The 19,546-nt window shown below is 67.8% G+C and carries 14 protein-coding genes; 8 read left to right on the top strand and 6 right to left on the bottom strand.

Annotation, left to right across the window (positions count from 1 at the left end; genetic code table 11):
• Positions 1 to 78: 78 nt before the first annotated feature.
• The 6 genes from RCH07_RS17755 to RCH07_RS17730 all read right to left on the bottom strand — a co-directional run bounded on the left by RCH07_RS17755 (position 79) and on the right by RCH07_RS17730 (position 7,575).
• Positions 79 to 501 (bottom strand): hypothetical protein, encoded by a 423-nt coding sequence (locus RCH07_RS17755; protein ID WP_326968812.1) that lies wholly within the window; start codon positions 499 to 501, stop codon positions 79 to 81.
• Positions 498 to 1,664 carry a hypothetical protein gene (locus RCH07_RS17750; RefSeq protein ID WP_326968811.1) on the bottom strand — a complete coding sequence of 389 codons (1,167 nt, stop codon included), beginning with the start codon at positions 1,662 to 1,664 and terminating at the stop codon, positions 498 to 500. Before RCH07_RS17750 ends, RCH07_RS17755 begins: the two co-directional genes overlap by 4 nt.
• A gap of 69 nt (positions 1,665 to 1,733) precedes the next feature.
• Entirely contained in the window at positions 1,734 to 2,792 is a 1,059-nt protein-coding gene (locus RCH07_RS17745; protein WP_326968810.1) for an Acg family FMN-binding oxidoreductase, read from the bottom strand.
• Between the two features lie 344 nt (positions 2,793 to 3,136).
• Positions 3,137 to 4,489 (bottom strand): alpha/beta fold hydrolase, encoded by a 1,353-nt coding sequence (locus RCH07_RS17740; protein ID WP_326968814.1) that lies wholly within the window; start codon positions 4,487 to 4,489, stop codon positions 3,137 to 3,139.
• 22 nt (positions 4,490 to 4,511) lie between these two features.
• Positions 4,512 to 5,009, bottom strand: a complete 498-nt coding sequence (locus tag RCH07_RS17735) for a GNAT family N-acetyltransferase (protein WP_326968809.1) — start codon at positions 5,007 to 5,009, stop codon at positions 4,512 to 4,514.
• A gap of 19 nt (positions 5,010 to 5,028) precedes the next feature.
• Positions 5,029 to 7,575 (bottom strand): DEAD/DEAH box helicase, encoded by a 2,547-nt coding sequence (locus RCH07_RS17730; RefSeq protein ID WP_326968808.1) that lies wholly within the window; start codon positions 7,573 to 7,575, stop codon positions 5,029 to 5,031.
• Positions 7,576 to 7,683: 108 nt separating this feature from the next.
• On the opposite strand from RCH07_RS17730, the gene RCH07_RS17725 reads away from it, so the two are divergent.
• The 8 genes from RCH07_RS17725 to uvrC all read left to right on the top strand — a co-directional run bounded on the left by RCH07_RS17725 (position 7,684) and on the right by uvrC (position 19,452).
• On the top strand, positions 7,684 to 8,463 hold the full coding sequence (locus tag RCH07_RS17725) for a trans-aconitate 2-methyltransferase (protein ID WP_326968807.1): 780 nt from the start codon (positions 7,684 to 7,686) through the stop codon (positions 8,461 to 8,463).
• Between the two features lie 164 nt (positions 8,464 to 8,627).
• A complete protein-coding gene (locus RCH07_RS17720) occupies positions 8,628 to 10,394 on the top strand; it encodes an ABC transporter ATP-binding protein (protein ID WP_326968806.1) in 1,767 nt (588 codons plus the stop codon).
• Positions 10,395 to 10,597: 203 nt separating this feature from the next.
• Positions 10,598 to 12,379 (top strand): ABC transporter ATP-binding protein, encoded by a 1,782-nt coding sequence (locus RCH07_RS17715; protein WP_442784867.1) that lies wholly within the window; start codon positions 10,598 to 10,600, stop codon positions 12,377 to 12,379.
• Positions 12,380 to 12,387: 8 nt separating this feature from the next.
• The gene (locus RCH07_RS17710) at positions 12,388 to 12,777 is read left to right on the top strand and encodes a GntR family transcriptional regulator (protein ID WP_326968813.1); all 390 of its coding nucleotides are present in this window, start codon (positions 12,388 to 12,390) and stop codon (positions 12,775 to 12,777) included.
• 240 nt (positions 12,778 to 13,017) lie between these two features.
• Positions 13,018 to 15,858 (top strand): excinuclease ABC subunit UvrA, encoded by a 2,841-nt coding sequence (gene uvrA, locus RCH07_RS17705; RefSeq protein WP_326968804.1) that lies wholly within the window; start codon positions 13,018 to 13,020, stop codon positions 15,856 to 15,858.
• A gap of 77 nt (positions 15,859 to 15,935) precedes the next feature.
• Complete coding sequence (locus tag RCH07_RS17700; RefSeq protein ID WP_326968803.1) at positions 15,936 to 16,691, top strand: HAD hydrolase-like protein; 756 nt, start codon at positions 15,936 to 15,938, stop codon at positions 16,689 to 16,691.
• On the top strand, positions 16,678 to 17,346 hold the full coding sequence (locus RCH07_RS17695; protein ID WP_326968802.1) for a lysophospholipid acyltransferase family protein: 669 nt from the start codon (positions 16,678 to 16,680) through the stop codon (positions 17,344 to 17,346). Before RCH07_RS17700 ends, RCH07_RS17695 begins: the two co-directional genes overlap by 14 nt.
• 87 nt (positions 17,347 to 17,433) lie before the next feature.
• Positions 17,434 to 19,452, top strand: a complete 2,019-nt coding sequence (gene uvrC, locus RCH07_RS17690) for an excinuclease ABC subunit UvrC (protein WP_326968801.1) — start codon at positions 17,434 to 17,436, stop codon at positions 19,450 to 19,452.
• Positions 19,453 to 19,546 lie beyond the last annotated feature (94 nt).

Below are 19,546 nucleotides of genomic sequence, written 5' to 3'. Positions count from 1 at the left end.
ACTACTCAAACAGGAGCCACGCCTACTTAACCCGGTGACACGCCGATCTCCCACAGCCTTGACGCCGGACCCAGGCCGCTAACCGAACGGCATTGTCACTAGTCCGGCACGCCACTGCGTCAGAACGAAGTGGCGTGACGCACGGCTTGCACCCGCGCTGACTGCGAGAGCAGTGGCTGCCAGCAATAGTCCGCCGGGTAGGTACCACAGGGTCCCGACCGTCGTAAAGCACAGCAGCCCCGGGATGAGCAGTCCCGTCGCCGCCGCCAACCGGTGCGGTGTGGACAGCGGAGTTCGTCCTAGGGTGAGCGCGCTGAGCAGCGCGACGAGAGAGAGAATCACAGTGAGCATGCCCAGTTCAAGGGGACTGTTCTTGTCGCCGGTCCACTGCGGGATCCGGGCTCCTGCGGTGGCTTGAACTGCCCCCGCGACCAGGCCGAGAACTGCGCCCGCGATCCCGAGCCGCCGTGCGATGCGCTGGCGTCGCAGGATCCCGTTCACCGGAGCACCTCCTGCAGCGGGCGCCGGGGGCTGGGTCGGGATGCCCGCACGGGAGTCCCGAGTCGGAACGCGACCAACGGCACAACTCCGGCGGGCAGAAGTTCCCGTAGGAGCGGGGCAAATGATGCGGGAAGACTCTGGTCGCGTTCGCGATCCATCCGTTCGGTGACCTGGTTCATGTGCTGCAGGCCCAAACCCCGTGAGGTGGCACCGAGGTGAACCCGCTGCAGAAGCCGTCCGCCGGCCAGCCGCAGCCGCGGGTCGTCGGCAGCCGCGACGGTGACCACACCGAAAGCGGCCGCCGTCGCGGTGTGAACGGTGCGGGTCTGGTCAAGCCAGAACTGGTCACCCTCAGCACGTGAATAGGCGGGCAGGAGCTTGGCGAGGGTGAGGGTGAGCGGGGCAAGCCCCTGCCCGTCGAGCGTGACGCCGTCGCGGAACCGGTCGATGTCGTCACGGTTGTTCCTGAACCGGATGAAGAACTCCTCCGACTGGCCGCGATCATCGATAATCGCCCGGGTGGCATCGATCACGATCGTACTGAATGCCTCCTTCTCCTTCGGTGAGGTGAGCCAGTGAACCCGGACATCGCTATCCCCGGTGGGGCCAGCCAGGTCTCTTAGCACACCATCCGGAACGGCCATGCTTTCGTAGGGTCCACGATTTGAGTGTCGGTCGCCGATGGCGTCGTGCAGAGAGGAGGTCGCAGCCTCCACCGGGATCAACGTCACCGACGCCACGTGGGTGGGATCGGCGGCGGAGGGCATCAGAATCACCTCTGGCCGATACCCGCGGGCCAGATTTTCGAGGGCACAGCCGAGGCCGACGTGATGTTCCCGCAAGAATGGATCCGTCATCGGCATCTCCCGTGTCGGATCCGCAAACACGTCGACAGCCTGAGCGGTCACGCGGAAAGTCCAGCCCTGCTGATTGTGGGGGCTCGCGGCCAGGATCGCCGCCCCGACCGCCCCGAGCGGTGTCGGGTCGGTACGCCAGTGCATCCATGCGTCGTAGGGCGCGCCGGATCCAGCATCCATCACCCCGTTATCGAAAGCGCGGTAGCTGACGAGGCCCGCGGCAGTCACGACGATGGTGGCGCCACCCAACCCGAGCCCCCGCACCACTGAGCGGCGCGAAACCATGCCGTGGGCGTCGGTAGCCATGGAGCTACACCGGCTGCCGGCGAAACACGGGAAGGCTATGCGGTTGCACCGGACAGCCAGTCGTGATGGTCATGTAGCGGCCGTGCCGGGCAGTGGCCCTGCCTGGGCGGAGCTGCTGACGAGGACCTCTTGGACGGGTCGGCGCAGGCTGTAGGGAAGCTTCGGGCCGTGACCGAAGCGCACGGCGAGCTGCGCGCATTCGTGGGTGAGGCCCAGCCAGGATTCGAACTCGCGGCGCAGCCCGGGTACTTCGATCGGTTGGTTGACGAAGGCTGAACGGATGTCGAGGGCCTCGGCCTGAAGGGCGAAGCGCTGGTAGGCGCGGCCGGCCGCCACCCAGGACCGCGCGTCATTGCCGGTGGTGGCGAAGATCGCCACCCCGGGGGAGCTCGCGATGTGCTCCGCATCGTTTTGTGCCTGTGCTCCGGCTCTGATCAGCGCCCGGGAGAAGAGCTTTCCGACCGGTGTCGGGATTGGCGGCTGGTCCGTGGTGAGGCCGGCGAGTCCGTCTCCCCGGCGCAGCGCGGCGGCGGGGTTGAAGCGGATCCAGGACACAAGCTCGCGACGGAAGGCGTTGTTATTCAACTGCGTGAGGTTGCCGCGTGTCACGAAACCGGCCACAGTGTCGATTTGCCCCCGGTCACAGAGGAGGATGCACTGCACACCTTCAATGCTGCCGGCCTGTTTGAGGGCCGCGAGGTCTTCGCTGCTGACGGGCTGGCCGTCATACGTCCCGCGGGTGCACTGACGTGTCTCGATCGCGGCCGAGAGCGGGGTCGGCCCGAGAGTGCTGGACGGTTTGAGGCGCACGACGATGACCTGTCCGGCCGGGTCAAAGGAGACTTCGGCGGCCTGGCCCCGGGCGTTGGCCGCCTGGACGAGGTTCTCGGCCGCGCAGCCGAGACTCTTGAACAGGTGCGCGTCGTCGGGGTCGACGACGGCGCAGCTACGGGTGCGGTCGGGCTGGATCGTGATTGCATCCGGCGTAACCAGGAACTTCCATGGCTGGGTGTTGTGGCTCGACGCAGCCAGGGACGCCAGACGGATCAGCTCAAGGCTGACGGTGGAGTGTGGATCCGGCTGCCGGAGCAACGCAGCCGTGTGGTCATATACGCGCCTTTGGGACATCGCTTTCCTTTCGCGGGACGGGACGAGCCCCCACATCCATTCACCCCGATGACAACGCCGGTCCACGCAAGCGCCCGCAAGGGTTCGAGCGCCCGCGCGCGCAGCCGGCCGGTTTCTCCCGTCCGCCCGTGCTGTTTGATCCGGGCCATCAGGTGTGTGCTTCCCTGCCGGCAAATCCCATGTGCTCGACCTACCCTATGGTGCTGCCCCGGCCGGGCGCGGGCAAGGGGCCAAAGACCCAGAGGTATCGACGACGCCCTGTAGCAGCGCCTTGCCCTCGGCTGAAGCGTAGCCGGCGGATCGACCCGCTTTCAGGCGGCCCGGGACCGGGGGCCCGGGGGAGGTCAGCCGCGGACGGAGCGGGTCATACCGAGCAGCCGGGCGAAGATCCCTTCGCCGTCGTCTGCGATGCCGTCATGGTGGAAATCCGCGGATTCCCAGACCTGGAGGCCGCGGACCGCCGCAGCGGTCTCCAGCGAGAGCTCCTGGTCCACGTAGATGTCGTCGGTGTAGACGGCAGCGGCGACCGGGACGGTGTTGCGGGCGAGCCGTTCCGGATCGTAAAGCGGCGGCCAGCCGCTTTTTTCGGCCAGCAGCCGGGCGACGTTCCGCAGCGGGCGGAGCGCCGGGTCCTCTTCGAAGTACCAGGGGTAGACCATCTCCCCGGTCAGCAGCGGCTCAGCGGCGTCCGGGTGGAACGCCGGGAAGTCCCGCCGGACGCGCCGGGCGGCCCAGCCGGTGGACATGCCCTGCGCGTAGATGGATTCATGCATCAGTGCGTAGAGCGGATTGGCGGACCGGGAGACAAGCCCGCGGACCTGTTCCAGGAAAGCGTCCGAGAGGCGGTGGCCGTCGGAGGTGCCGACGAAGGCGTCCTCCAGCAGATGGTGCAGGGCATCCACCCGGGTATTGCCGCCCAGGAACGATCCCACCATCTGGAAGCGCTCCACCGTGAGCCGGACGCCGTCGGGCAGGAATTCTTCCGTTTCGCGAAGGTGCCGCGCGATCCGGGTGACCGTTTCGCGGTCTTCGGGATACCAGCCGAAGTACTCGGCATTGCGGGCCGCGACGCGCCGGAAAGTGGCCTGGTAGACCCGGTCCGCGGGGCCGGTCAGCGGGGCCAGCCCGCCGGTGACCAGCACCTCGCGCAGGCCCTCGGGGGCAAAGGAGAGATAGCTGAGCGCGCAGAAGCCGCCGTAGCTTTGGCCGTAGACGGTCCATGGCCCGGATCCCAGGGCGTGCCGGACGGCCTCGGCGTCGGCGACGATGGAGTCCGCCCGGAAGCAGGAGAGGTACTCCACCTGGCCGGCGTCGTTCCCGCGCAGCGGCAGGGTGTTGCGGTCGATCGGGGAGGACAGGCCGGTGCCGCGCTGGTCCAGCATGAGGATGCGGAAGTCCTGGGCGGCGGCCTTGCTCCAGCCGGCCAGCGCCGGGAGCCGGGTGCCGCGGCCGCCGGGCCCGCCCTGCAGGTACATCAGCCAGGGCAGCTGCGCGGCCTGCTCCGGGCTGTGGTCCGTGGAGACGTACTCGCGGGCGAACACCGTGATGGTCTCGCCGGACGGGTCGCCGAAGTGGTCCAGCGGCACCTCGAAGTAGTGCTCCGCGGTTCGCATGCCGCGAAATTCGTGCCGCGCCTTGATGGTGTGGCGGACCCGGCTGTCCGCCTCGAGCAGGTCCGCGGCACCGGGGCCGGTCATCGGCAGGTCAGCGGCGTCCCGTTCAGCCACGGGATTCGGCCGTCCGGGCGCCGAAGGCTTGCAGCGCGTCGCCGGTGAGGCGGAAAGTGGACCATTCCTCCATTGGGGCGGCGCCGAGCTTTTTGTAGAAATTGATCGAGGGTTCGTTCCAGTCCAGGACGCTCCATTCGACGCGCGCGTAGCCGCGCTCGAGGGCGGTCGCCGCAAGGTGCTGCAGGAGCGCCTTGCCGTGGCCTTCGCCGCGGGCCTCCGGCCGCACGTACAGGTCCTCGAGGTAGATGCCGTGGACGCCCTCCCAGGTGGAGTAGTTCAGGAACCAGAGGGCGAAGCCGCGGACCTGGCCGGCCCCGTTCTCGGCCATCGCGGCGAACACCCGCGGATTGTCGCCGAAGAGCGCCGCGGTGAGCATCTCCGGGGTGTTCCGGACGGCGTCGGGTTCCTTCTCGTAGCTGGCCAGGTCATGGATCATCTGCAGGATTACGGGGACATCGGTTGCCGTCGCGGGCCGGATTAGATTCATTGTTGAAGTTTACGTGGGGCTACAGCCGGTTGACGTCGGTCACCCGCACGACGGCGGTGCCGGTCTCGTCGGACGCCCCGAGGTCCACCTCGGCCGAGATGCCCCAGTCGTGGTTGCCGGCCGGGTCCTCGAAAATCTGCCGCACTTTCCACGCCCCGGGCTCCTCGGTGATGATCAGCAGGCCAGGGCCGCGGGCGTCCGGGCCGGTGCCGATGTCGTCGTGTTCGTCGAAGTAGTCATCCAGCACGTCTTCCCAGCGCCCGGCGTCCCAGCCGGACCCGCCGTCGAGCTCGCCCAGGGCCGTGGCTGCCTCGTCCGCGAACAGTTCCACGCGGCGGAACATCTCGTTGCGCACCATCACCCGGAACGCCCGGACGTTGGAGGTCAACGACGGCGGCGGCGGCGGGGGAGCGTTGTGCGGGGTCGGCGCGGCACCGGAGGTGAGCTCCTCCCATTCGTCCAGCAGGCTCGAGTCCACCTGGCGGACCAGTTCGCCGAGCCAGGCGATGAGGTCCTCGAGGTCCTCGCGGAGGGCGTCCTGCGGCACGGTCTGGCGCAGGGCTTTGAAGCCGTCCGCGAGGTAGCGCAGCACGATGCCTTCGGAGCGGGCCAGGCCGTAGAACTGGACGAATTCGCCGAAGTTCATGGCGCGCTCGTACATGTCCCGGATGATGGACTTGGGTGCAAGTTCGAAGTCCCCGATCCACGGGGCGGCCTTGCGGTAGACGTCGAACGCCCCGCCCAGGATCTCCGCGAGCGGCATCGGATAGGTGACGTCCTCGAGCATGGCCATCCGCTGGTCGTAGTCGATGCCGTCGGACTTCATCGCCGCGATCGCCTCGCCGCGGGCTTTCTTCTGCTGTGCGGAGAGGATCTGCCGGGGCTTCTCCAGCGTCGACTCGATGACGGACACCACGTCCAGGGCGTACGACGGCGACTCCGGGTCCAGCAGGTCGAGCGCCGCGAGGGCGAAGGGGGACAGCGGCTGGTTCAGGGCGAAATTGGGCTGCAGGTGGACCGTGAGCCGGACGGTGCGGCCGTCCCGGCCCTGCTCGTGAAGCGGGATCCGCTCCACGACGCCGGCCGCCAGCAGTTCGCGGTAGATGCCGAGGGCCTTCTTCATCAGCTGCAGCTGGGAGGAGCGCGGCTCGTGGTTCTCGGTGAGCAGCCGCCGGGTGGCCGTGAAAGGATCACCCGGGCGTTCCATCAGGTTCATGAGAATCGCGTGGGTCACGGTGAAGCTGGAAGTCAGCGGGTCCGGGACGGATTCCACGAGGCGCGTGTAGGTGGGCTCGCCCCAGGACACGAAACCCTCGGGCGGCTTCTTTTTGACCACCTGGCGGAGTTTCTTCTGGTCGTCGCCGAACTTGGCGGTGGCCTTCGCCATTGCCTTGACGTTCTCCGTCACGTGCTCCGGCGCCTGGACCACCACAGTCCCGGCGGTATCGTAGCCGGCGCGGCCGGCGCGGCCGGCGATCTGGTGGAACTCGCGGGAGTTCAGTACCCGGGTGCGGACGCCGTCGTACTTGCTCAGTGCCGTGAACAGCACGGTACGGATGGGCACGTTGATGCCCACCCCGAGGGTGTCCGTGCCGCAGATGACCTTAAGCAGTCCGGCCTGGGCCAGCTGCTCGACGAGGCGGCGGTACTTCGGCAGCATCCCGGCGTGATGGACGCCGATCCCGTGCCGGACCAGCCGGTTCAGGGTCTTGCCGAAGCCGGCAGCGAACCGGAAGCCGGCGATCAGCTCCGCGATCCTGTCCTTCTCCTCACGGGTGCAGACGTTGACGCTCATCAGGTTCTGGGCCCGCTCGATCGCCTCGGCCTGGCTGAAGTGCACCACGTAGACCGGGACCTGCTTCGTGGCGAGCAGCTCCTCGAGGGTCTCGTGCACGGGCGTCTGCTCGTAGTAGTAGTGCAACGGGATGGGGCGCTCCGCGGAACTGACGGTCGTCGTCGGGCGTCCGGTCAGTTCGCTGATGCCGGCCTCGAAGCGGCTGACGTCGCCCAGCGTCGCGGACATCAGCAGGAACTGGGCCTGCGGGAGTTCCAGCAGCGGCACCTGCCAGGCCCAGCCGCGCTGCGGGTCGGCGTAGAAGTGGAACTCGTCCATAACGACGGCGCCCAGCCCGGCGGCCGCTCCTTCACGGAGCGCAGTGTTGGCGAGGATCTCCGCGGTGCAGCAGATGATCGGGGCGTCCTGGTTGACGCCGGAGTCCCCGGTGATCATGCCGACGTTCTCGGCGCCGAAGATCTCGCACAGGGCAAAGAACTTCTCGGACACGAGCGCCTTGATCGGCGCCGTGTAGTAGCTGCGCTGCCCGCGGGCCATGGCCTGGAAGTGCAGCGCGATCGCGACGAGCGACTTCCCGGAGCCGGTGGGCGTCGCCAGGATGACGTTGGCGCCGGAGGCCAGCTCCATGATGGCTTCGTCCTGCGCGGTGTAGAGGGCCAGGCCGCGGCTCTCCGTCCAGTCGACAAAGCGGGTGTACAGCTCGTCCGGATCGAGGCCGTTCCGGCCTGGGACACGGGCGGCCGGGGCGGGGAGCTGATCATCGAGTTTCATCGCTCTCCAGCTTAGTGGCCGCAGGCTCCGCCCCGGGCCCCGGGGGCGGGCTGCTCTGCCGGGGTTAGGCTACGAGTGTTGCGTGCGTGCCGGTGACTGGAGGAAAACGTGGAATGGGATCCCGCCAAATATGTGCAGTTCGGCGATTACCGGGACAGGCCCTACTTTGACCTGACGGGCCGGATTCATGCCGACGCCCCGCAGCACGTGGTGGACCTCGGCTGCGGTCCCGGCAACCTGACGGCCACACTCGCGGACCGTTGGCCCGAGGCCCGGATTGTGGGCCTGGATTCCTCGCCGGAGATGCTGGCCAGGTCCGGCGCCTATGCCGGGACGGCGCCCAATCTGTCGTTCAGCCTCGCCGACATCGCCGGGTGGACGCCGGCCGGGGGGACCGACGTGGTGGTCACCAACGCCGCCCTGCAATGGGTTCCCGGCCACCGGCAGCTGCTGCCGCGCTGGCTTGCCGCGCTGAAGCCCGGGGCCTGGTTCGCGCTGCAGGTTCCCGGCAATTTTTCGTCCCCCTCGCACACGCTGATGCGCGGGCTGGCCGAGTCCGGCGCCTGGTCCGGCCGGCTCGCCGGGGTGCTGCGCCACGAGGACGTCGTGGGGGAGCCCGCTGACTACCTGAAGATCATGCTCGACGCCGGCTGTGACGCCGACGCCTGGGAGACCACCTACCAGCAGCTGCTCCCGGGGGAGAACCCCGTGCTGGAGTGGGTCCGCGGCACGGGACTCCGCCCCGTCCTTGCGGCCTTGTCCGCCGGGGATGCCCGCGAGTTCGAAGCCGAATACTCGGCCGGGCTGGCCAGGGCATACCCGGCCGGCGCGCACGGAACGGTGTTCCCCTTCCGGCGGATTTTTGCCGTCGCCCGGAAACGAAGCTGAGCAGTGTCGGGGTCATTCACGGCCGATGGAAAATCCCGGCAGCCGTGTGACCCCGATGCACACCGCGGCGGGGCTACAATGACGGGGCGGCGTGGGGGCGGCCGCCACGCGATTCCGGATCCGGGCCCTGATCTATTGATGGAGGTTCGGTGCTACTTGGCCTGATGGGGCGGCTGTTATCCGCCCGCAAGGTGACCGTACTGGCGATTGTCCTGCTGCAGCTCGTCCAGACCACCGCCAACCTGCTCCTTCCCACCCTGAACGCCGCCATCATCGACGACGGGATCGTCGGCGGCAATACCGCGGAGATCCCACAACTCGGTTCCTGGATGGCCTGCATTGCCGCGGTCCAGGTCCTGGCCGCCGTCGCGGCCGGTTATCTGGGCGCCATCGTGGCCATGGAGATGGGCCGGAAATTGCGCGAAGAACTGTTCGACAAAGTGCAGTCCCTGTCCTCCCAGGAAGTCGCGGCCTTCGGCGCCCCGAGCCTGGTCACCCGGGCCACCAACGACGTCGCGCAGATCCAGAACCTCGCGGTACTCGTCTTCACCATGCTCATCGCGGCGCCGGCCATCTTCCTCGGCGGCATCGTGCTGGCCATGAACCAGGACATCGCACTTTCCGGCCTGGTGGCGGCGGTAGTGCCGGTGCTCGCGGTCATCATGGCCGTGATTGTCCGCCGTCTCATTCCGCTCTACCGGCAGGGCCAGGAACTTATCGACCGGATCAGCCGGATCCTTCGGGAGCAGATAGTCGGCGCCAACGTCATCCGGGGCTTTGTCCGCCAGGGCCATGAGATCCGCCGCTTCGACGGGGCCAACAAGGACCTCACCGGGAACAACACGCAGTCGGCGCTGCTCGTTGCCGGGATGATGCCGCTGATCATGCTGGTGGTCAATCTGTCCTCGGTCGGGGTCGTCTGGTTCGGCGGCTTCCGGATCCAGTCCGGCGAGATGCGGCTCGGCGCCCTCACGGCGTTCATCGCCTACATCCTGCAGATCCTGATTGCGATCATGATGGCCATGTACGTGTTCATGACGGCACCGCGTGCCGCCGCCTGCGCCGAACGCATCCAGGCCGTGCTGGACACGGCCCCCGCCATCACGGATGGCCCCGGTGCAGCCGATGCCGGGGCGGTCGACGCCGAGGCGGTCGACGCCGGCAGGAGCCCGGTCACGGGCCCCACCAGAAACACCGTGGAGTTCCGGGGCGTCACCTTTGCCTACCCCGGCGCCGAAGCGCCTGTTCTCGAAGGCGTAACGTTCACGGCGGTGCCCGGCACCACGACGGCGATCATTGGTGCCACCGGCAGCGGCAAGACCACGCTGCTGAATCTGCTGCCCCGTTTCCTGGATGCCACCGGAGGCGAGATCCGCGTCGGCGGCCGCAACATCCGTGACTTCCCGCTGACGGCGCTCCGCGGACTCATCGCCCTCGTGCCGCAGCAGTCGTACCTGTTCACCGGGACCCTGGCGGATAACCTGCGCATGGGGGCGCCGGGCGCCACCGACGCAGAGCTCTGGCGGGTGCTGGGAACGGCGCAGGCCGGGGAGTTCGTCCGCGGGCTCCCGCAGGGGCTGGACTCGCCCGTGAGCCAGGGCGGCACCAATTTCTCCGGCGGCCAGCGGCAGCGGCTGTGCATCGCCCGCGCCCTGCTCCGTCAGGCCCCCGTCTACCTCTTCGACGACAGTTTTTCCGCGCTGGACTACGGCACGGACTATCGGCTCCGGGAATCCGTGGGGCCACTGCTGGGTTCGGCGACCGTGCTGATCGTGGCCGAGCGGGTATCCACGATCGTAGACGCCGGCCTGATCCTGGTGCTGGACAACGGGCGCGTTGTGGCGCAGGGAACGCACAGCGAACTGATGGAGTCCTCCACGAGCTATCAGGAAATTGCTGCCTCCCAACTCGTCCCGGAGGGGACTCTGTGAGCCGGGAACCGGCCCTCGAGGCCGGGATCCTGCCGTCGGCCGAGGCGTTGGCCGATGCCGATGCCGGGCAGCCGGCCGTCACCTCCACAACCGCGAAGGCCGGGGACCGGCCCCTGGCCGATGACCTTGCCGCGGGCAGGGAACCTTCCGGTTTGGGTACCACCGGCAGGCTGCTCGGTCTCCTCCGCCCGTCGAAATGGCGGATGGCCGGCGCCGTCGCGGCCACCTGCGCCTTCGTCGCGCTCAACGTGGCAGCACCCAAGCTGCTGGGTGACGCTACCGACGTCGTCGTCGACGGCGTGATTGGCGGCACCTTCAGCCAGGAGAAACTCGCGGTGCTGCTGGCAGTGGTATCCCTGATGTACCTCGGCGCCTCCCTGTTCAGCTGGATCCAGGGTGCCCTGACGGCCAGGGCCGTCCAGCGCCTCAGTTACGATCTCCGGGCCTCGGTCGAGGAAAAGTTGCATGTGCTGCCGTCCAGTCACTTCGACGAACAGCACCGCGGGGACGTGCTGAGCCGCGCGACCAACGACGTCGACAATATCTCCCAGGCGCTCAGCCAACTGCTCAACCAGCTGATCATGTCCCTTCTGATGCTCTCCGGCGCGCTTGCCATGATGCTGTGGATTTCACCGGTCCTGGCCGTCATCGCGCTGGTGTCCGTCCCGGTCTCCACCCTGATCACCGTGCTGGTGGCCCGTAAATCGCAGCCGCATTTCACCGCGCAGTGGGCGAGTACCGGGGAGTTGCATGCCCAGCTGGAGGAGTTCGTCACGGGCCATGAAGTGATCAAGGCGTTCGGGCGGCAGGACGCGTCCGCCGCCAGCTTCAAGGACAGCAACGACAAGCTTAACCGGGCCAGCGCCCGCGCCCAGTACATGTCCGGCGTCGTGCAGCCGCTGATGGTCTTCGTTTCCAACCTCAACTACATCGCCGTCGCCGTGGTGGGGGCGCTCCAGGTCACCGCCGGGGCCATGACGATCGGCGGCATCCAGGCGTTCATCCAGTTCAGCAGGCTCTTCAGCCAGCCGATGGGGCAGATCGGCGGCATGCTGACCCTCCTGCAGTCCTGCCTGGTCTCCGCCGGGCGTGTTTTTGCCCTGCTCGACGCGCCGGAGATCCCGGCCGATCGCCCCGCCGCGGCCGCCGGGTACTGCCCGGTCACGGCCGCAGCGCCGATCCCGGCGCCGATCACGGCGCCCGGCGCCGGCGCCGGCGCCGAAGGCCGCGTCACCTTCGAGCACGCCACCTTCGGCTACAGCCCGGACACCCCGGTCGTCCGGGACCTCTCCTTCACCGTGGAGCCGGGGCAGACCGTGGCGATCGTCGGCCAGACGGGCGCCGGCAAGACCACGGTGGTGAACCTCCTGATGCGGTTCTACGAGCTGGATTCGGGCCGGATCACCGTCGACGGGGCGGACATCGCAGGGCTGTCGCGGGATGAGCTGCGGGCCGCCTTCGCCACGGTGCTGCAGGACGCCTGGCTTTTCACCGGCAGCATCCGGGAAAACATCGAGTACGGCCGCCCCGGCGCCAGCGACGCCGAGATCGTCGCCGCGGCGCAGGCCAGCCACGTGGACCAGTTCGTCCGGGCCCTGCCGGCCGGCTACGCCACGATGCTCGGCAACGACGGCGACACGCTGAGCCGCGGGCAGCGCCAGCTCATCTCAATCGCCCGGGCGCAACTGGCGGCGCGCAGCATCCTGGTTCTCGACGAGGCCACCAGCTCCGTTGACAGCCGGACCGAGGCCCAAATCCGCCAGGCGATGCATCGGCTCCGGCAAGGCCGGACCAGCTTCGTAATTGCCCACCGCTTGTCCACCGTCCGCGACGCTGATCTAATTCTGGTCATGGACCAAGGACGGATCGTTGAACGCGGAACCCATCGGGAGCTTATGGTCGGGGGCGGGCTTTACCCGAAATTGTATGAGGCGCAGTTCGCTGGCCGCGAACAGCCGCAAGGACCGGGCGGGCCGGAACAGTGAGCCCCGCAGTGACCTCGGCCACACCCTTTCCCGGTGCCTGGCGGCCCAACCCGGCCAGCTCCGTGCCCCTCTTCGAACAGCTCAGGCTTACTGTCATTGAACGGGCAGACCGCGGAACACTGCCGGCCGGAACCAGGCTCCCGGCGGTGCGCAGCCTCGCCGGCGAGCTGGGCGTCGCGCCGCATACCGTGGCGCGCGCCTACAAGGAACTCGAGGGTGCCGGCGTCGTGATCACCCGGGGCCGGAACGGGACGGTGGTCTGCGCCCGGGATGAGGCCTGGAGCTCCCTGTCCGCCGCCGCGGCCGAGTTCGCCGCCGCGGCGAAGACCCGGGGCGCGAGCTTCGCTGAGGCCGTGCAGTTGCTCGCAGCCGCGTACGACCGCGAGCAGCACCGGTAGCACACGGGGCGGGTTTCCCCGGCCCGGGACACAGCCGGGAATGGATATTCGAAGAAGTTTTCGATTAGCATTAGTAGCGTGCCTAAAGCCGTAGCTGAACATCCAGCCGTTGATTCCCAGACCCCCGCAGTTCCGGAGAGCGCAGTTCCGGGGAGTGCAGTTCCGATGGTCGCGGTTCCGGTGCGAGCCGCACAACCGGGCCGCGTGATCGATGCCCGCCCCGAGGTGAAGCGACCGGACATGTCACGCCTCATCGTCAAAGGAGCGCGCGAGCACAACCTCCGCAACGTGGACCTCGACCTGCCGCGCGACTCCATGATTGTCTTCACCGGGCTCTCAGGATCCGGAAAGTCCTCCCTCGCCTTCGACACCATCTTCGCCGAGGGCCAGCGCCGCTACGTCGAATCGCTCTCCGCCTACGCCCGGCAGTTCCTTGGCCAGGTGGACAAGCCCGACGTCGACTTCATCGAGGGCCTCTCACCCGCGGTGTCCATCGACCAGAAGTCCACGAGCAAGAATCCCCGCTCCACGGTGGGCACCATCACCGAGATCTACGACTACATGCGCCTGCTGTGGGCCCGTGTCGGCCGCCCGCACTGCCCCATGTGCGGGGAACCCGTCGCGAAGCAGACCCCGCAGCAGATCGTGGATCAGCTGCTGGAATTGCCGGCGGGCACCCGTTTCCAGGTCCTGGCCCCCGTCGTCCGGGGCCGTAAGGGCGAGTTCGTCGAGCTGTTTAAGGAGCTTACGGCGAAGGGCTACTCACGCGCCCGGGTTGATGACAAGCTGATCCAGCTGAGCGATCCGCCCAAGCTCGGCAAGCAGTTCAAGCACACCATCGAAGTGGTGGTGGACCGGCTCGTGGTGAAAGACGGCATCAGCCAGCGCCTCACCGACTCGGTGGAAACCGCCCTCGGCCTGGCGGAGGGACGGATCCTTGCCGAATTCGTCGATCTCGACGCGGACCACCCGGAACGGATCCGGGCGTTCTCTGAGCACCTGGCCTGCCCCAATGAGCACCCCCTCGCCATCGACGAAATCGAGCCCCGCTCCTTCTCGTTCAACAACCCCTTCGGCGCCTGCTCCGCCTGCAGCGGCATCGGCACGAAGCTCGAAGTCGATGAGGAACTCATCATTCCGAACGGCGAACTCTCCCTCGCTGAGGGCGCCATCGCGCCGTGGTCGCTCGGGACGGCGACGACGGAATACTGGAACCGGCTGCTCGGCGGACTTGCCAAGGAACTCGGGTTCTCGATGAAGACCCCGTGGGACAAGCTTTCCGAGGACACCCGCCAAACGGTGCTGCACGGCAAGGACCACAAGGTGGTGGTGCAGTACCGCAACCGCTTCGGCCGCGAGCGCAAGTACAGTACCGGCTTCGAAGGCGTCATCCAGTACGTCCACCGGAAGCACCTCGAAACCGACTCCGACAAGGCCCGGGACCGTTATGAGGAATACATGCGGCAGATCCCGTGCCCGGCCTGCAACGGCGCCCGGCTGAACCCGGCGTCGCTCTCGGTGCTGATCAACGGGAAGTCCATTGCCGCCGTCGCGGCCCTGCCGATGCGCGATTGTGCGCACTTCCTCGACAACCTGGTGCTCACCGGCCGCGAATCCCAGATCGCCCACCAGGTCCTCAAAGAGATACAGGCCCGCCTGACCTTCCTGCTCGACGTCGGCCTGGAGTACCTGAACCTGGAACGGCCCTCCGGCACCCTGTCCGGCGGCGAAGCCCAGCGCATCCGGCTGGCCACCCAGATCGGCTCCGGCCTCGTAGGCGTGCTCTACGTCCTTGACGAGCCCTCCATCGGGCTGCACCAACGGGACAACCGCCGCCTGATCGAGACGCTCACCCGGCTGCGGGACCTCGGCAACACCCTGATCGTGGTGGAGCACGACGAGGACACCATCCAGGAAGCCGACTGGGTGGTCGACATCGGACCGGGCGCCGGCGAACACGGCGGCATGGTGGTGCACTCCGGTTCCTACCAGGGACTGCTGGAGAACACCGAATCCCTCACGGGCGACTACCTCTCCGGCCGCAAGAAGATCGAGATCCCCAAAAAGCGGCGCAAATACGACAAGAAGCGCGAGCTCAAGGTGGTCGGTGCCAAGGAGCACAACCTCCTGAACGTGGATGCCACGTTCCCGCTGGGCCTGTTCACCGCGGTGACCGGCGTCAGCGGCTCCGGCAAGTCCACCCTGGTCAACGAGATCCTGTACAAGGTCCTGGCCAACAAGCTCAACGGCGCCAAGCAGGTGGCCGGGCGGCACAAGTCCATCCAGGGCCTCGAGCACCTCGACAAGGTGGTGCACGTCGACCAGAGCCCCATCGGCCGCACCCCGCGTTCCAACCCGGCCACCTACACGGGCGTCTTTGACAACATCCGCAAGCTCTTCGCCGAGACCACGGAGGCCAAGGTCCGCGGTTACCTGCCGGGCCGGTTCTCTTTCAACGTCAAGGGCGGCCGCTGCGAGGCCTGCTCCGGCGACGGCACGCTGAAGATCGAAATGAACTTCCTGCCGGATGTCTACGTGCCCTGCGAGGTCTGCCACGGTGCCCGCTACAACCGCGAAACCCTGGAAGTCCACTACAAGGGCAAGACCATCGCCGATGTCCTGAACATGCCCATCGAGGAAGGCGCCGAGTTTTTCGCGGCGTTCTCGCCGATCGCCCGGCACCTGTCCACCCTGGTCGACGTCGGACTCGGCTACGTCCGGCTGGGCCAGCCCGCCACCACGCTCTCCGGCGGCGAGGCCCAGCGCGTGAAGCTCGCGGCGGAGCTGCAGAAACGCTCCAACGGGCGCAGCATCTACGTGCTGGACGAACCCACCACGGGCCTGCACTTCGAGGACATCCGGAAGCTCCTCCTGGTGCTCCAGGGCCTCGTGGACAAGGGCAACACCGTCATCACGATCGAGCACAACCTCGACGTCATCAAGAGCGCGGACTGGGTGGTTGATCTCGGGCCCGACGGCGGGTCCGGCGGCGGCCGCATCGTGGCCACCGGCACCCCGGAGCAGGTGGCGAGGTCCACGGAGAGCCACACGGCAGCCTTCCTGGCCGACATCCTCGCTTAGGCTGCAGAATCCCCGGAAGTATTCCCGTTGAAGCATGCGAATTACCGGCATACGTTCGCACATGAGAAACTAGGCCGGTGAACCCTACAACAGTGCCCGTGATCTTTGACCTGGACGGCACTCTTGTCGATCCGGCGCAGGGCATTGCGGACGGAATCGCGGCGGCCCTCACTGAGCTCGGGCTCAGCGTGCCGGACAAAGCCCTGATGGATACGATGATCGGCCCGAAACTCAGTCATGCCCTGACGGAGACCGCCGGGGTTCCGGCCGCCCTACTGGACGACGCCATCCGGATCTACCGGGCGCACTACCGCTCCACCGGCATCGCGCAGAGCCGGCTCTACCCGGGCATCCTGTCCCTGCTGGAAGCCTTCGTAGCGGCTGGCCGTCCCATCGCCGTCGCCACCCAGAAGCCCGAGGGCCTCGCCCGCACCGTTCTGGACCACCACGGCATCGCCGGCCTCTTCAACTCCATCCGCGGCTCGGCCGCCGACGAGGCAGCAGCGGGCGGTGCTTCAGGCAAGGCCGGCATTGTAGCCGCCGCACTGGCCGACTTGAAAGCGGTGTCCGGTCCGCACACAGAACACGCCGTTATGGTGGGGGACCGCGCCCAGGACGTCGCCGGCGCCGCCGCCAACGGCCTTGACTGCATCGGGGTAGGCTGGGGCTTTGCGGCCGACGGCGAACTCCGCGGGGCCGGCGCCGTGGCGGTCGTTCCGGACACCGCCGTTCTCCACGAGATCATCGTCAGGCGGGACTTCATCCTGGCTGGTGCCCTGGACACCGACGCACTGCAGACCCTGAACGAGGTGCCCATCAATGGCAATGTTTGACGCTATCCGCTGGACCACACGGGGGCTTGTCGCCTCGACCTGCCGCCCCACGGTCATCGGACTCGAAAACGTGCCGAAAGAGGGCCCGTTCATCGTGGCGCCGAACCACCTCTCCTTCCTGGACAGCGTGATCGTCCAGGCCCTCATGCCCCGCCCGGTAGCCTTCTTCGCGAAAGCGGAATACTTCACCACCGGCGGTGTCAAGGGCCGGGTCATGAAGTCCTTCTTCGAGGCCGTCGGCTCTATCCCGGTCGAGCGCGGCGAGCAGGCGGCCAGCGTCCAGGCGCTGAAGACCCTGCTGGAGATACTGGACGCAGGCAAGGGTATCGGCATCTATCCCGAGGGCACCCGTTCCCGCGACGGGATCCTGTACCGCGGCCGCACCGGCGTCGGCTGGCTGGCCCTGACCACCGGGGCGCCGGTGATCCCGGTGGGCCTGATCGGCACCGAAAACCTGCAGCCGGCGGACAGCAAATCGGTCAAACCGCAGCACTTCACCATGAAGGTTGGCGAACCGCTGTACTTCGACAAAACCGGCCCGGACCATTCGCTCCCGGCCCGCCGCCAGGTCACCGACCGAATCATGGATGCGATCGCCGGGTTGAGCGGCCAGGAGCGGTCCTCGAGCTACAACCAGAGCAAAACGGCGGAATAGCCCGGACGGGCCAGCTCGGCCGTCACGCAGCGGGTGCCCGGGTCAGCCCTGTAAGAGACACCGCAGCCGGCTCAGTAGACTTGGACTGTGGCAGATCCAGCGAGTTACCGACCCCAGACGGGTGAGATTCCGACCAATCCGGGCGTGTACCGCTTCCGCGACCCGCACGGGCGCGTCATCTATGTGGGCAAGGCCAAGAGTCTCCGATCCCGGCTGAATTCCTACTTCGCCAATCCCGCCGGGCTGCTGCCCAAAACCTATGCGATGGTCCACACGGCGAGCAGCGTCGAATGGACCGTCGTCGGGAGTGAACTGGAGTCCCTGCAACTCGAATACACCTGGATCAAAGAGTTCAAGCCCCGATTCAACGTGATGTTCCGGGACGACAAAAGCTACCCCTACCTCGCCGTCACCATGGGTGAGAAGTACCCCCGGGTCCAGGTCCTGCGCGGGGAGCGCCGCAAGGGCACCCGGTACTTCGGCCCCTACACCGCCGGCGCCATCCGGGACACTATGGACACCCTGCTGCGGGTCTTCCCGGTCCGCAGCTGCAGCGCCGGCGTCCTGAAACGCGCCGAGGCCAGCGGCCGGCCCTGCCTGCTCGGCTACATCGACAAGTGCGCCGCCCCGTGCGTCGGCCGGATCTCCGCCGCGGACCACCGCGCCCTGGCCGAGGACTTCTGCACGTTCATGGGCGGCGAGGCCAAGCCCTTCGTCACGAGGCTGGAAAAGGACATGGCCGCCGCCGTCGCGGAACTCGACTACGAGCGTGCCGGCCGCATCCGGGACGACATCGTGGCGCTCAAGAAGGTCTTCGAGCGCAACGCTGTTGTCCTCGCCGAGGGCACCGACGCGGACGTCTTCGCCCTGCACGAGGACGAGCTTGAGGCCGCCGTCCAGGTCTTTCACGTCCGCGGCGGCCGGATCCGCGGCCAGCGCGGCTGGGTGGTGGAAAAGGTTGAGGACTCCACCACCCCGGACCTCGTGGAGCACCTGCTCCAGCAGGTCTATGGGGAGGAAGCCGGGCTGCAGGGCCGGCTGCCCCGCGAGGTCCTGGTTCCCACGGACCCCAGCAACGCCGTGGAGCTCGCCGAATGGCTCAGCGGCCTGCGCGGGGCCCGCGTGGACGTCCGCGTCCCGCAGCGCGGGGACAAGGCCGCTTTGCTGTCCACCGTCCGGGACAACGCCGAACACGCCCTCGCGCTCCACAAGTCGCGGCGCGCGGGTGACCTGACCATGCGGTCGCAGGCGCTCCAGGAGCTGCAGGAGGCGCTGGACCTGCCGGTGGCGCTGCTGCGGATCGAATGCTTTGATATCTCGCACATCCAGGGCACCAACGTGGTGGGGTCCATGGTGGTGGTCGAGGACGGTCTGCCGAAGAAGTCCGAGTACCGGAAGTTCTCCGTCACCGGCGCCGCCGCGAACGACGACACCGCCGCGATGCATGACGTGCTGACGCGGCGGTTCCGCAACTACCTCCAGGAGAAAGCCGGGCAGGCGGACGCGGCCCGCACGCCGGGGCATCAAGCGGCGCAGGAGGCCAGGGTCAGCGCGGCCGTGGCGGTTGCCGTTGCGGATACCACGACGCCGGCGCCGCGGACCAGGTTTGCCTACCCGCCGAACCTCGTGGTGGTCGACGGCGGCCAGCCCCAGGTGAACGCCGCGGCCCGAGCCCTCGCCGAGCTCGGCATCGAGGACGTCTACGTCGTGGGGCTCGCCAAACGGCTCGAGGAGGTCTGGTTGCCGGACAGCGACTTCCCGGTGATCCTGCCCCGCGCCTCGGCCGGGCTCTACTTGCTGCAGCGCATCCGGGACGAGGCCCACCGCTTCGCCATCTCTTTCCACCGGCAGAAGCGCGGCAAGGCGATGACGGTCTCCGCGCTCGACGGCGTGCCGGGCCTCGGCGAGTCCAAGCGCAAGGCGCTGCTGGCCCAGTTCGGCTCGGTCCGGAGCATCAGGGCTGCTTCCGTGGAGGAGCTCACGGGCGCAAAGGGGATCGGACCGTCCCTGGCCGCGGCGGTGGCCCGGCACTTCACCGACGACGACGGGGCGGCCGCAGCCGTCCCCGCCGTCAACATGACCACCGGCGAAATCCTCGAAACTTAGCTAGGTGCGTGGGTCATTAGTCGGGTAGCGGCGGGTTCTCGATTTTGGGTTTAAATCGCCGGGCCGGTTCCCGGGATTCGGCAGGGTCTCTGGG

The organism is Arthrobacter sp. CG_A4 (assembly GCF_035985125.1).
Classification (GTDB): domain Bacteria; phylum Actinomycetota; class Actinomycetes; order Actinomycetales; family Micrococcaceae; genus Arthrobacter.
Note: the sequence above shows the minus strand (reverse complement) of the source record. Positions and strands in the feature narration are given on the sequence as shown.

Excerpts from the sequence above, each read along its gene's own strand:
- RCH07_RS17750 (WP_326968811.1), bottom strand. The coding sequence starts at position 1,664 with ATGGCTACCGACGCCCACGGCATGGTTTCGCGCCGCTCAGTGGTGCGG.
- RCH07_RS17745 (WP_326968810.1), bottom strand. The coding sequence starts at position 2,792 with ATGTCCCAAAGGCGCGTATATGACCACACGGCTGCGTTGCTCCGGCAG.
- RCH07_RS17740 (WP_326968814.1), bottom strand. The coding sequence starts at position 4,489 with ATGACCGGCCCCGGTGCCGCGGACCTGCTCGAGGCGGACAGCCGGGTC.
- RCH07_RS17735 (WP_326968809.1), bottom strand. The coding sequence starts at position 5,009 with ATGAATCTAATCCGGCCCGCGACGGCAACCGATGTCCCCGTAATCCTG.
- RCH07_RS17730 (WP_326968808.1), bottom strand. The coding sequence starts at position 7,575 with ATGAAACTCGATGATCAGCTCCCCGCCCCGGCCGCCCGTGTCCCAGGC.
- RCH07_RS17720 (WP_326968806.1), top strand. The coding sequence starts at position 8,628 with ATGGGGCGGCTGTTATCCGCCCGCAAGGTGACCGTACTGGCGATTGTC.
- RCH07_RS17715 (WP_442784867.1), top strand. The coding sequence starts at position 10,598 with ATGGCCGGCGCCGTCGCGGCCACCTGCGCCTTCGTCGCGCTCAACGTG.
- uvrA (WP_326968804.1), top strand. The coding sequence starts at position 13,018 with ATGTCACGCCTCATCGTCAAAGGAGCGCGCGAGCACAACCTCCGCAAC.
- RCH07_RS17695 (WP_326968802.1), top strand. The coding sequence starts at position 16,678 with ATGGCAATGTTTGACGCTATCCGCTGGACCACACGGGGGCTTGTCGCC.